The following is a 13585-nucleotide window of genomic DNA, read 5'->3' on the forward strand; positions in this document are numbered from 1 at the left end:
AGCTGTAAAAAATAGCCTGTACCCCGAATTATAGCGCATTTCTAGATTTATTTCGATAATCGCGTTAGAATAAGGATTAATTCAGAAAAAGGGGGATCAATGATGCTGAAAATCGGCTCCCATGTGTCCTTTTCGGACAAGGGATTATTAAGTGCAACGAAGGAAGCGGCTTCGTACGGTTCCAGTTCGTTTATGATATATACGGGTGCACCGCAAAATACCCGTCGCAAGCCTATTGAGTCCATGTTTATTGAGGAAGGCAAACTTGCCATGCAAGAAGGCGGGATGGAAGATATCGTTGTCCATGCGCCATACATTATTAACCTCGGTTCCTACAAAGAAAACACGTATGAGCTGGCCGTAAGTTTCCTTCAGGAAGAGATTCGCCGTACACATGCGATTGGTGTCAAAAATATCGTGCTGCATCCGGGCGCATTTACGGACAAGGATGCTCACTATGGCATCGGACGTATCGCTGAAGGATTGAATGAAGTGTTGGACGGTGTAAAAGAGACGGATGTTAATATCGCTCTGGAAACGATGGCCGGTAAAGGAACTGAAATGGGCCGCAGCTTCGAAGAGATCGCTCAGATCATGGAGAAAGTTACACACAATGAACGACTTACGGTATGTATGGACACATGTCACATTCATGACGCAGGTTATGATATCGTAAACGACCTGGATGGTGTTCTTGAACAATTTGATCGTACGGTAGGGCTTGACCGCATTGCCGTAATGCATATTAATGATAGTAAGAACCCTGTGGGCTCACATAAGGACCGTCATACACCGATTGGCTCCGGCTGGATTGGTTTCGAGGCGATTAACCGTATCGTGCATCACGAGGCCCTTCAGGGACGTCCGTTTATTTTGGAAACGCCTTGGATTGGGAAAGAGGCCAAAACGCAGCGTCCAATGTATGAAGCAGAGATCGCATTGCTTCGCGGGGATGTCGCTGGTCGATTCGGTCCGGAATTCCTGACAGAAGTGGAACAATTGCATCATTTCTTCAAAGGAAAAGAGATTGAGTCCCGTTCGTATGTTCTGGATGTTTGGACATTGCTCAAAAATGATGCCAAAGCCAAAAAAGCCGACCCGCGTGAACCGTTGGAACGTCTGTATGACCTCGTGGCTGAAGCTGCACTATTCCAGCATTTGAGTGAAGAACAACTGAATCATCGTTTGATCGCCTGGCTAGCAGGAAAAGAACTGCTGGTTCAGGCCTAGTTGAAGGAGGAAGAATAACCCGATGGAGATTCACGCTAAACAAGCACGTCCTGATGTTAAAAACCGCGCCGATCGGGCGCGGATGCTCATTTCCTGTCCGGATGGACCCGGAATTGTTGCTGCAGTATCGCATTTCCTGCACCAGCATGGTGCAAACATTGTACAGTCGGATCAGTACACCATGGACCCGGCTGGCGGCATGTTTTTCATGCGGATTGAATTCGATCTTCCGCAATTATCCGTGAACCTGCCTAAACTGGAAGCGGATTTTGCAGAAGTCGCAGGTCGTTTCAAAATGGATTGGAGTCTTTCTGCGGTTAGCCGCAAAAAGAGACTCGCCATCTTTGTATCCAAGGAAGATCACTGTCTGGTCGAGCTGTTATGGCAATGGCAGGCTGGTGACCTGGATGCAGATATCGCGCTTGTCGTGAGCAATCATCTGGACATGAAGGATTATGTGGAATCATTTGGTATTCCTTATCATCATATTCCGGTTACAGCAGATACGAAGAAGGATGCGGAACAACGTCAGCTTGACGTCATTGGCGATGATATCGATGTGATTATCCTTGCACGTTACATGCAAATTATCTCCCCGATGTTTATTGAGCATTTCCGCAACCGGATCATTAACATTCATCATTCGTTCCTGCCTGCCTTTGTTGGTGGTAAGCCGTATGCCCAAGCGTACAACCGCGGTGTGAAAATTATCGGTGCGACAGCTCACTATGTTACGGAAGAACTGGATGGCGGACCGATCATTGAGCAGGATGTACAGCGTGTAAGCCACGGGGATGATGTAAGTGAACTTAAACGGATTGGACGTACCATTGAGCGTGTAGTTCTTGCCCGTGCTGTCAAATGGCATGTCGAGGATCGTGTTCTGGTTCATGAAAATAAAACAGTTGTATTTTAAGCTGATGCTTTAATACTGTGCAAGGTTGATTCGAAACGATACGGTTTCTATCACCGTCAAAGAAAAGGCGAATTCCCTATTCATACTTGAAAGGGAGCTCGCCTTTTTTGGTGTGCTGCCATACCTGTCCGCATACCCCTATTGCCAATCCAAACAACAGATGGCCAGCCAGCCAGTATAGTATCGCTTTTCCATCGTACAGATCGGGCACGCGAGTAGACAACTGAGATAGCGGAATGTACAGGAGGGAAGAGAGAGCGCCGATCAAAATACCTTTGGACATTGGATGCCCAGAACGCTGAACCCACCATATGTAGAATGTCCCGATGACTATGGAAACGACAAGATGTAGGACAAATTCGATGTATTCGGGTAACGTTGGCGGAAGCCATGGAACAAAATCGATATTCAATAGCAAGATGTAAACCTTCTCGTCGGTGTACGCCTCAATGGCTTTTAAAAAGAATCCAAGCACAAATCCGGAAAAGATGCCTGTTAAAATCCCGCACTTCCAGGGTAATGTGTTCTTTAACGGTTTTGATGGCTTCGCAAAATGATGTGGCATGTGCTGATCTCCCCTTCATTTTGAAGTAAAACCTAATGTATACAATAGTCCAAATGTTGAAGCCGGAATAAGGACCATTATATGCAAAAACAACTTTGAAATCTAAAAAGAGTATGGTTTTCCGGTTAAAGGTTATACTTCATGCGATGGATTTGCGAGGATCACCGAGCTGGAACATATGTTGAAATGCACTGTACAGGGCGTTTTCTTTCCTGCTGGAAACAAATCCCTCGTCAAAATCAGCCGAATTTTCCCGATCTTCTAAAAGAAGGTTATGGAAAAGCTTCACGCCAAGTGATACAATACAAAAGTGAATAAGTCAAAATGAAACACTCAAGCGGATTCACTTATTGTGAAATTCGGTTTACTTGTATGATGAGAGGGATTCGCTTGCGCAACCCGACTTATCTAAAGACATGAGGAGGACAAACCATGACTGACAAGAACGAAGCGATTCAAAAGGAAGAGAACAATACGATCGATAACCTGTCGATCACTACCGTACGTACACTGGCGATTGATGCAATCGAGAAGGCAAATTCCGGCCACCCGGGTATGCCTATGGGCTCCGCTCCAATGGGGTACCAACTTTTTGCAAAAACGATGACACATAACCCGGACCACCCAACTTGGGTTAACCGGGACCGTTTTGTCCTGTCCGCAGGACATGGCTCCATGTTGCTGTACAGCTTGCTGCACCTGAGCGGGTATGACCTGCCGATGGAAGAATTGAAACAGTTCCGCCAATGGGGAAGCAAAACACCGGGTCACCCGGAATTCGGACATACTGCAGGCGTTGACGCAACCACCGGACCACTGGGTCAAGGTATTGCGATGGCAGTCGGTATGGCTATGGCTGAAGCTCAACTGGGCGCAACATACAACAAAGACAAATTCAACGTAATCGACCACTACACATACGCAATCTGTGGTGACGGTGACTTGATGGAAGGCGTATCTCATGAATCAGCTTCCCTGGCTGGACGTCTGCACCTGGGCAAATTGATCATGTTGTTTGACTCCAATGACATCACACTGGATGGTAAATTGAACCTATCTTCTTCCGAAAGCATCGCGAAGCGTTTTGAAGCTTATGGCTGGCAAGTGCTGCGCGTTGAAGATGGTAACGATCTGCCTGCAATCCAAAAAGCAATTGAGGAAGGTCAAGCAGATACGCTTCGTCCTACACTGATTGAAGTGAAAACTGTAATTGGTTATGGCAGCCCGAACAAACAAGGTAAAGGCGGCCACGGCGGTACTCACGGATCTCCACTGGGTGCAGATGAAGCCAAATTGACAAAACAATTTTACAAATGGGTTTACGAGGAAGATTTCCACGTACCGGCTGAAGTTCGCGAACACTTTGCACAAGTGAAAGATCGTGGTATCTCTGCAAACAAAGCATGGGACGAGAAATTTGCCGAGTACAAAAAAGCATTCCCTGAGCTGGCAGCTCAATTCGAAACGGCAATCAATGGCGACCTTCCAGAAGGTTGGGATCGTGATCTGCCTAAATATGCTGCAACAGACAAAGCTGTATCCACTCGTGTAGCATCCGGTAATGCACTGAACGGTCTGGCACATAACGTACCTAACCTGACAGGCGGATCCGCTGACTTGGAAAGCTCCACAATGACTCACCTGAACAACCTGGAGAACTTCACGCCTGAAGACTATTCCGGCCGCAACATCTACTTCGGTATCCGTGAATTCGGTATGGCTGGAGCAATGAATGGTATGGCACTGCATAGTGGTGTGAAAGTATTCGGAGGTACGTTCTTCGTATTTACAGACTACCTGCGCCCAGCTGTTCGTCTGGCTTCCCTGATGGGGCTGCCGGTAACGTATGTCCTGACTCACGATAGTATCGCTGTTGGTGAAGACGGTCCTACCCACGAACCAATCGAGCAATTGGCATCCCTGCGTATCATTCCTAACCTGACGGTTATTCGTCCGGCTGACGGTAATGAAACTTCCGCAGCTTGGGCTTATGCGCTTGAGAACAAGAGCAACCCGGTTGCACTCGTACTCACTCGTCAAAACCTGCCGATTCTGGAAGGTACTGTTGAAGGTTCCCGTGAGAACGTGAAACGTGGTGCGTATGTTGTCTCTGATGCAAAAGAAGGCAAAGCTGTTGCTCAAATCATTGCAACAGGTTCCGAAGTGCAACTGGCTGTCAAAGCCCAAGCAGCACTTGCTGAACAAGGCATCCAAGTTCGCGTAATCAGCATGCCAAGCTGGGATCTGTTTGAGAAACAGGACAAAGCATACAAAGAATCCGTCCTGCTTCCGGATGTTAAAGCTCGTCTGGCGATTGAAATGGCTCACCCAATGGGCTGGGAAAAATATGTCGGCGATCAAGGCGACATTCTCGGAATCAGCACATTTGGTGCATCCGCGCCTGGCGACCGTGTTATCCAAGAATATGGTTTCACTGTGGAGAACGTGGTTAGCCGCGTGAAAGCATTGCTGTAATAGCTTCAAAAGCGCTGCAATGAATGGGATGAGTTCAACTTCGAGTCCTGTCCAAGCAGCAAGTGATTTCCGACAGATGATGGGTGGGCGACCACCCTGATCTGTTTTGCCTTTTGTTTTCATTAACTTCAGGGGGAGCGGGTACGCATGTCACAGTTTGATCAAGTCAGTGTAGTCAAAGAGGCCAACATTTATTATGGAGGTCAGGTAACCAGCAGAACAGTTATTTTGGGGGATGGCAGCAAGGTGACTCTGGGCATTATGCTACCAGGCAGTTATGAATTCGGTACAGATTCCCGTGAAATTATGGAGATTCTGTCCGGCGACCTGAGCGTATTGCTTCCCGGAGAAGAAAATTGGCAAGTGATTCAAGGTCAAGCTACGTTCCACGTGCCTGCTGAATCCAAATTCAAACTGGAGATACGCAGCGTTACCGACTACTGCTGTTCGTACCCGGCGGAATAACACAAGAAGGGTAACCGGAACCGCAACATGCGGATTCGGTTTACCCTTTTTGCTTCTTGAACTTTAACGACAAAGTTCAGGCTGCAAGCTTGTCAGTCCCAAGGATTTGCAGTATCCTTATGCTAAGTTGTTTCGAATGGAAAACGGAAAAAAATATGCTACCGATATCAGGAGGTTTTACAGATCATGGCAAAAAAAGTGAAGTTCGACTACAGCACTGCCCTGCAATTTGTCAATCAGCATGAAGTGGACTATTTCGCTGAACCGATTCGTTTGGCTCACGAACAGCTCCACAACGGTACGGGAACTGGATCGGATTATCTGGGCTGGATCGACCTGCCTACCGCTTATGACAAAGAAGAATTTTCCCGTATTCAAAAAGCGGCTGCCAAAATTCAAAGCGATTCTGAAGTATTGATCGTCATCGGTATCGGTGGATCTTACCTTGGTGCTCGTGCAGCGATTGAGATGCTGACGCACTCTTTCTACAACAATCTGCCTAAAGACAAACGCAAAACACCGGAAATCTACTTTGCAGGAAATAACATCAGCTCCACGTATGTAACTCATTTGCTGGATCTGGTTGAAGGCAAAGACTTCTCCGTTAACGTTATCTCCAAATCCGGTACAACAACGGAGCCAGCGATTGCTTTCCGTATCTTCCGTGCAGCGCTGGAGAAAAAATACGGTAAAGAAGAAGCTCGCAAACGTATCTATGCAACAACAGACAAAGAGCGCGGTGCATTGAAAAAACTGGCGAATGAAGAAGGCTATGAATCCTTCATTATCCCGGATGATGTAGGTGGACGTTACTCCGTTCTGACAGCAGTAGGTTTGCTACCAATCGCAGCTGCCGGCATCAACATCGAAGAAATGATGCAAGGTGCGGCGGATGCATCCAAAGAATACAGCAACCCTAACGTAGCCGAGAACGAAGCATATCAATATGCAGCTGTTCGTAACGCACTGTATCGTAAAGGTAAAGGAACAGAGATTCTCGTAAACTACGAGCCATCCCTGCACTTTGTATCCGAGTGGTGGAAACAGCTGTACGGAGAGAGTGAAGGTAAAGACTATAAAGGAATCTATCCTGCATCCGTTGACTTCTCGACTGACTTGCACTCCATGGGTCAATTCATTCAAGAGGGTAGCCGGAACATCTTCGAAACTGTCATTCAAGTTGCTGAAGTGACCGAGCATATCTCAATCGAAGCTGATCCGGATGATCTGGATGGTCTGAACTTCCTGGAAGGTAAAACGATGGACTTTGTTAACAAAAAAGCGTTCCAAGGAACACTGCTTGCACACACAGATGGTCAAGTACCAAACCTGATTGTGAACATTCCAGATATGTCTCCATATTCTTTCGGATATCTGGTATACTTCTTTGAAAAAGCATGCGGCATTAGTGGTTACCTGCTCGGCGTCAATCCATTTGACCAACCAGGCGTGGAAGCATATAAGAAAAATATGTTCGCTTTGCTGGGCAAACCAGGCTTTGAAGAAGAGAAAGCAGCGCTGGAAGCGAGACTTTCCGAATAATTCATCGGTCTGCTCATATAGTTAAAGAAAGTAATGTAATTACATGGGGAGTCATTGTGAAGCAATGATTCCCGGATGTTTAAACCAAGGCAGTTCGTCCACGTCCGCGTGGGGAACTGCTTTCTTGCAAAATGGATCAAGTTGGAAAGTTGGATAGGGATGATTGAACGTTATCGAACGGTTCGAGGACCAGGTAGTCTGGAAATTGTAATCAAAAAGTCGCGATTTATCGGTCATATTATGCCGGTCACGACTGAAGAAGAAGCCAATGCGTTTATTGATGAAATCAAGAAAAAACATTGGAATGCCACTCACAACTGCTCGGCTTATATGATTGGTGAGCGGGATGAGATCCAGAAGCAATCCGATGACGGCGAACCAAGCGGAACCGCTGGGAAACCCATTCTTGAAGTGATCAAAAATCAGCAATTGAAAAATGTGGCTATTGTGGTTACCCGTTACTTTGGAGGAATCATGCTTGGAGCAGGTGGGTTGATTCGCGCTTATACGGATGGAGCAGTTGCAGCCATTGAGGCGGGGGAAGCCATCACCAAAGTACTGCATCGTGAAGTATTTGTTGAACTGGATTACACATGGCTGGGCAAAGTGGAAAATGAATTAAGGAGCCGGGAAGTCCGTACAGGTGAAACTGGATTCACCGATAAGGTTACGTTGACTTGTCTTCCGCCGGATAGTGAAACCGAGGCATTTGTAGCCTGGATCACAGATTTGACGCAAGGGCAATCCCGGATCACGGAGGGACAGCGGCTTTATTTTATTGAAGGGGAATAAAATATATGGCTAGAAGAGCAGTCGAACAGGAGTTGTCGAGGGAGCGGATACTGGAGGCGGCGAGGCATCTTTTTATTACCAAAGGATACCGCGCCATTTCGATGCGAAGCATCGGCCAGCATCTGGGCTATAGTCATGGGTCGCTGTATTATCATTTTAAGGAAAAGGCAGAGCTGTTCTATGCCATTGTGGTTGAAGACTTCAATCATCTGGGGCATCTGTTGCTGCAAGCCATGGTCAGGCCAGTCGTGGGCGGCGTGAGCAAGGTAGAACATATCATGATGGAGTTTATTCGTTTTGGTCTGGAGAATCCGTATCAATATGAGATCATGTTCATGATTCGGGATGAAGAATTGCTATCCTATTGTCGTACGGAGCAAGGAAGATGCTTTGAATTGTTTGCCTCCATTATTCGACAATACATGAATGAAGAGGGTTGTACGGAAGAAGATATTCAATGTGTACCACGTACGCTGTTTTTGTCCATGCATGGATTCATATCATATTATATTCAGGACCGTTTGACCTTTGCAGAGATTGAGTCGGCTGCATTGTCTCATGTCAAAGTGCTTTGCCGCAATCTCCAACACCAGCCTGGCGTCCAATAAGGCGCTTTTGTCGCACTCCTATACTTCAGGGCGGTGAATTGTCATAACATTAATTCTTTATAACGTTGTCTCGCGAAAGTTTTTTCGTGAACAAGACCATGACAGGCGGATCACATCCTGAAATAGGGTGGACCGCCTGTTTGCTTTTTTGCGCTTCTGGAATAGGGTTAAATAAGGTCAAATGAAGCTAACCTTCCATGAGTTTAAGAAAATATTCCCGCTGACGTGGGCCATCGAATTCGCAAAAATAGATTCCCTGCCATCTGCCAAGCAGTAACCTGCCCTCATGTATAATCACCGTCTGTGATGGTCCGGTTGTGATTGATTTCAGGTGAGAAGCCGTATTCCCCTCAGCATGCCGATATTCAGGGTGCTCCCAAGGATAGACTTCGTTCAAGCGGAGAAGTACGTCATGCTTGACGTCCGGGTCTGCATTTTCATTAATGGCAATGCCTGCCGTCGTATGTGGACAATAAATCAATACAGTCCCATGCTGGACACCGCTGTCACGGACGACCTGCTCCACCTCCCGCGTAATATCTTTCATCTCATCCCGTCGGGATGTCGATACATTTTTCGTATATAACATATTACACCACTCCTTTGCGCCAAAATGTGTCCCCTAAATTGTACCTTACCCACTACATACCAAACAAACCACGTATTACGATGTTATAACAATTACACGATAACGGAGAGGGCAGAAATAACCTGAAGAAGCGAAGCTAAAAGCTTTCTGAAAGAAAGCTGCATCGGAAGCATACGCTTCGCCTTTATCGACGGATTTCTCCCTTTAGAGAAGGGAATCAAAGAAATCTGGGGATAACAGCGATCGGAAGGTTGTTCTGGCGGCGTAGTGGCAAGTGTAATTTTTATGAAATCATCTTATGTACGCCCCAATTATATTCAATAAAAGCATTGACGATTAGCACTGCAAACTGGTAAAGTATCAGATAAGCAAAAACCAAGTAGACTAATGGGAATAATGTTGAAGTAATAAAATCCAACTTAGGAAAAAGGTTGTATGGAAGCAGGAAGACTGCCGACCGGACATAGAACCGGAGGCTGGGAGGGAATGCAGCAATGAATACCGTTCTTCGTCATAAGGGATGGACTTGGGGATTCCGCAGTACCGTATTGTTATATTTTATCGTACTCATTGTACTTCCAATCATCGGTGTGTACGTCAATTCCTTCTCTGAAGGATGGAGCAACTTTATCCAGAGCATTATGGACCCGATTGCGTGGAAAGCCGTGCTGTTAACCATTCGGCTGGCCGTTATAGCTACCGTGATTAATGTCGTTCTGGGAACCATGATCGCTTGGGTACTGACACGTTATCGCTTTTTTGGAAGGTCGTTCCTTAACAGTCTGGTAGATCTTCCTTTTGCACTGCCAACAGCTGTTGGCGGACTGATGATTATGCTGCTCCTGGGTCCGGTTAGTGCTATTGGGAAACTGGCGGAATCCATGGGGTTTGAAATTGTATTTCACCAGCCTGCAATTGTGATCGCGATGACCTTTGTGACGTTTCCTTTTGTTATTCGTGCGGTGCAGCCTTTGCTCGAAGAGATCGACCCTTCGGAAGAGGAAGCCTCCTACACGATGGGTGCATCGAAAGCGCGCACGTTCAGGCAGGTCATTCTTCCGTCCATGGCTCCAGGCATGATTAGTGGGGGGATGCTGGCATTCTCCAGGGCACTTGCCGAATTTGGAGCTGTTGTGCTGGTGGCGGGCAATATTCCGGGAAGAACGTTGACAGCTTCCGTATTTATATACGGCGAGATCGAAAGTGACAATCCAACCGGTGCGGCTGCCGTCTCCGTACTGCTCTTAACACTCTCCTTCCTGATCCTCTGGCTGATTAATCTGGTGCAGATGCGGGGGAGAAGAGGATGAGAAGACTATTAATCGGACTGACGTTTGCAGTGTTCACTGTACTGCTGATCATCCCGCTTGGACGTATTTTTATTGGTGCATTTGAAGACGGGGCAGGAGGATTCCTGGAAGGGCTGTTGCGCCCTGAGGCGCTGCATGCCTTGATGATGACAGGACTTGTTGTACTTGTCGTCACGCTGTTAAATACATTGTTTGGCGTTATGATGGCTATTTATCTGGTTCGCGCCGGATGGATGAGTGACCGGGTAAAAGGGCTGCTGAACAGCATTGTGGATCTGCCCTATGCCGTTTCGCCAGTCATTGGCGGATTGATGATTGTACTACTGCTCGGCCCGAACAGCATTATGGGCGCTTTTTTTGAAGGGATTGGATTCAACGTGGTGTATGCCTTCCCGGGCATGGTCATTGCAACGTTGTTTGTCACATTCCCACTGATGGTCCGAGAGGTGATGCCTGTCTTGCAGGAGCTTGGATCTCAGCAAGAAGAAGCTGCTTCAACGCTTGGTGCATACGGCTGGAGAACGTTCTGGAGTGTTACCTGGCCATCCATCCGCTGGGCAGTTGTGTACGGTCTTGTGTTGACGGTTGCACGCTCGCTTGGGGAATTTGGTGCGGTGCTGGTTGTATCGGGTAACATCATGAACAAAACGCAGACAGCAACAACGCTTGTATATCAGGATGTTGAGAATTTTAATGTAGCTGCCGCAAATGGTGTGGCATTGGTACTGGTTACCTTTTCCGTCGGGCTGCTGCTTATGATGGAATGGGCCAAGAAGCGAAAGGAAGTGCATTGAGATGCATGTGGAAGTCCGTGATCTGAACAAACATTTCGGTGATTTTCATGCGGTAAAAGATGTCTCGTTCGATATTGCCAAAGGCCATCTGATCGGTTTGCTGGGACCCAGCGGAGGTGGGAAAACATCCATTCTGCGTATGCTGGCGGGTCTGGAGAACCCGGGTTCCGGGGAGATTCGTTTTCACGGAAAGATCGTCAACCATCTGCCTCCACAGGAGCGGGGAATCGGATTTGTATTTCAGAACTACGCCTTGTTCAAACATATGACGGTATTTGATAATATCGCCTTTGGACTCAAGGTCAAAAAGACACCTAAAACCCAGATCCGTGATCGGGTCATGGAGCTTGTGGAGTTGACGGGGCTGAAGGGGTTCGAGCAGCGTTATCCGCATCAGTTGTCTGGTGGACAGCGTCAGCGTGTTGCTTTTGCCAGAGCATTGGCACCGGAGCCGCAGCTGCTGTTGCTGGATGAGCCATTCGCCGCCATTGATGCCAAGATCCGTCAGGAACTGCGTTCCTGGCTGAGAGAGCTGATTGAGCGGGTAGGCATCACTTCGATTTTTGTAACCCATGACCAGGATGAAGCCATTGAAGTTGCCGACGAAATTATGATTATCAGCCAAGGGCGGTTGGAGCAGAAAGGCACGCCATGGGATATATACAAGAATCCGGAGACACCTTTTGTTGCCACATTTATCGGGGAATCCACCGTTGTGGAGGACGCTTCACAGCTCAAGGGCTTCGAACATGCGGTCGAAGGAGAGCGCACACGTGCGCTGATCCGGCCTGAGTATATTGAGATCGGTTTGAAAAACGAGTTTAGCATGCTGTCCGCTACTGAAAAGGGAACGGTTAAACACCTTCATTTTCGTGGCAGTGAATGGATGGTCGAAGTGGAAGTTGAGGGACATAAACTGATCACGTATCGTTCCCTGGAAAAAACCACCTTGCAAGTCGGCCAACAGATCCGGGTACTTGTCCATCGGGCGTATCTGTTCAATGATTCCGATAGCTGGGTGGTGGAGAACCGATTGAAGGAAGATCCAATGCCGGTCATCATCTAAGCAGAGCATCAATGGTTCAAGGAACCATCTATAATTTTGGAAAGAGGGCTGCCCATGCAGACGAGGAAGAAGAAAATCACCCCTTTATATGCTGTCCTCATGCTTCTGCTCGTCTGCATGACCGTTGGATGCAGCAAGCAGGAGGATGCGAGCGAACAGAGCGGAGCATCCGCAGACGACCAGTCCAATACGCTGGTTATCGGTGCTTACAGTGTAGCCAAAGACGCCGTTGGAGAGTTGCTGCCCAAATTTCAGGAGGAATGGAAAGCCAAGACGGGGCAGACCGTTCACTTCCAAGAATCCTATGAAGCTTCCGGCACGCAGGCGAGAGCCATTGTTGGCGGATTTGAAGCCGATGTTGCGCTTCTCGCAATGGAGAGTGATATTGATAAGCTGGTCAAAGCCGATCTGGTCAGCTCCAATTGGAAGCAGACACCGAATGAAGGCATGATCACCCGTTCGATTGTTGTTCTCGGTACAAGAGCAGGTAACCCGCTTGGGATTCGTGATTTTGAAGATTTGACCAAGCCGGGTGTGAAGGTGCTCTATCCTAATCCGAAGACGTCAGGCGGAGCCCAATGGGATATTAATGCCATTTACGGTGCGGGCTTGAAGCTATCTGAGGAGCAAGGGAAAAAAGATCCTGCTGTGGCTAAAGCCTTTTTGGAAAAGGTACATGAGAACGTCGAGTCACTGGATAAGAGCGGTCGATCCTCAATGGCGGCTTTTGAATATGGCGTGGGGGATGTTATCGTCACGTATGAGAATGAACTGCTTGCCCGGATTGCCAAGGGAGTAAATTATGACATCGTCGTTCCCAAAAACACGATCCTGATTGAAAATCCGGCGGTTGTTGTAGACAAATATGCGGATAAGCATGGCAATCGTGAATTGGCTGAAGCCTTTGTAGCGTATCTGCGTACGCCGGAGGCCCAGCGCATTTTTGCCAAGCACGGGTTCCGTTCGGTAGACCCTGATGTGTTTGCAGAGACAAAGTCTGCGTTCCCGACGCCCGAAGGTCTGTTCGATATTAATTACCTCGGCGGATGGGATAAAGTGCGCAGTACACTGTATTCCAAACGAGGTGTATGGTACCAGGTGTTGGCGGGATTATAGACCATACCATATCACACGGTTATTGAATTTTAGACGATAAATTATGACCCAAACCTTCATTTCACGATATAAAGTGAGCTGGAGGTTTTTTGCATTTCTAGACTAAGATGTTAATTC

13 protein-coding genes are annotated in these 13585 nt (G+C 47.5%); 11 read left to right on the forward strand and 2 right to left on the reverse strand.

Translation table 11 applies throughout. The annotated features are described in order from the left end of the window. Positions 1–102 precede the first annotated feature (102 nt). Both JNUCC31_RS22435 and purU read left to right on the forward strand, forming a co-directional pair. A complete protein-coding gene (locus JNUCC31_RS22435) occupies positions 103–1230 on the forward strand; it encodes a deoxyribonuclease IV (protein ID WP_192273250.1) in 1128 nt (375 codons plus the stop codon). A 22-nt stretch (positions 1231–1252) separates the two neighbouring features. After that, complete coding sequence (purU, locus tag JNUCC31_RS22440; protein WP_192264908.1) at positions 1253–2146, forward strand: formyltetrahydrofolate deformylase; 894 nt, start codon at positions 1253–1255, stop codon at positions 2144–2146. 76 nt (positions 2147–2222) lie between these two features. Here purU and JNUCC31_RS22445 read toward each other — a convergent pair whose 3' ends face one another. Beyond that, on the reverse strand, positions 2223–2711 hold the full coding sequence (locus JNUCC31_RS22445) for a hypothetical protein (RefSeq protein WP_192264910.1): 489 nt from the start codon (positions 2709–2711) through the stop codon (positions 2223–2225). Positions 2712–3143: 432 nt separating this feature from the next. Here JNUCC31_RS22445 and tkt point away from each other — a divergent pair, with 432 nt between their 5' ends. The 5 genes from tkt to JNUCC31_RS22470 all read left to right on the forward strand — a co-directional run bounded on the left by tkt (position 3144) and on the right by JNUCC31_RS22470 (position 8593). Further along, complete coding sequence (tkt, locus tag JNUCC31_RS22450; protein ID WP_192264912.1) at positions 3144–5186, forward strand: transketolase; 2043 nt, start codon at positions 3144–3146, stop codon at positions 5184–5186. 147 nt (positions 5187–5333) lie between these two features. After that, positions 5334–5651, forward strand: a complete 318-nt coding sequence (gene ppnP, locus JNUCC31_RS22455; RefSeq protein WP_192264914.1) for a pyrimidine/purine nucleoside phosphorylase — start codon at positions 5334–5336, stop codon at positions 5649–5651. A gap of 186 nt (positions 5652–5837) precedes the next feature. Further along, positions 5838–7193 (forward strand): glucose-6-phosphate isomerase, encoded by a 1356-nt coding sequence (locus JNUCC31_RS22460; RefSeq protein ID WP_192264916.1) that lies wholly within the window; start codon positions 5838–5840, stop codon positions 7191–7193. Between the two features lie 159 nt (positions 7194–7352). After that, entirely contained in the window at positions 7353–7985 is a 633-nt protein-coding gene (locus JNUCC31_RS22465; RefSeq protein ID WP_192264918.1) for a YigZ family protein, read from the forward strand. A 5-nt stretch (positions 7986–7990) separates the two neighbouring features. Beyond that, positions 7991–8593: a TetR/AcrR family transcriptional regulator gene (locus tag JNUCC31_RS22470; RefSeq protein ID WP_062326899.1), complete on the forward strand. Its 603-nt coding sequence runs from the start codon at positions 7991–7993 to the stop codon at positions 8591–8593. A 187-nt stretch (positions 8594–8780) separates the two neighbouring features. Here the strand turns inward: JNUCC31_RS22470 and JNUCC31_RS22475 are convergent, their stop codons facing one another. Further along, positions 8781–9182, reverse strand: a complete 402-nt coding sequence (locus JNUCC31_RS22475) for a secondary thiamine-phosphate synthase enzyme YjbQ (protein WP_192264920.1) — start codon at positions 9180–9182, stop codon at positions 8781–8783. A gap of 494 nt (positions 9183–9676) precedes the next feature. Here JNUCC31_RS22475 and cysT point away from each other — a divergent pair, with 494 nt between their 5' ends. From cysT to JNUCC31_RS22495, 4 genes are read left to right on the forward strand one after another with little or no spacing between them, the layout of a single operon-like run. Further along, on the forward strand, positions 9677–10492 hold the full coding sequence (cysT, locus tag JNUCC31_RS22480) for a sulfate ABC transporter permease subunit CysT (protein ID WP_192264922.1): 816 nt from the start codon (positions 9677–9679) through the stop codon (positions 10490–10492). After that, positions 10489–11286 carry a sulfate ABC transporter permease subunit gene (locus JNUCC31_RS22485; protein ID WP_192264924.1) on the forward strand — a complete coding sequence of 266 codons (798 nt, stop codon included), beginning with the start codon at positions 10489–10491 and terminating at the stop codon, positions 11284–11286. Before cysT ends, JNUCC31_RS22485 begins: the two co-directional genes overlap by 4 nt. Before the next feature lies 1 nt (position 11287). Beyond that, positions 11288–12352, forward strand: a complete 1065-nt coding sequence (locus JNUCC31_RS22490) for a sulfate/molybdate ABC transporter ATP-binding protein (RefSeq protein WP_192264926.1) — start codon at positions 11288–11290, stop codon at positions 12350–12352. A 54-nt stretch (positions 12353–12406) separates the two neighbouring features. Further along, on the forward strand, positions 12407–13468 hold the full coding sequence (locus JNUCC31_RS22495) for a sulfate ABC transporter substrate-binding protein (protein WP_192264928.1): 1062 nt from the start codon (positions 12407–12409) through the stop codon (positions 13466–13468). Positions 13469–13585: the final 117 nt, after the last annotated feature.

Origin of the sequence: Paenibacillus sp. JNUCC-31 (genome assembly GCF_014844075.1) — a bacterium.
In the GTDB taxonomy this organism is placed as follows: Bacteria; Bacillota; Bacilli; order Paenibacillales; family Paenibacillaceae; genus Paenibacillus.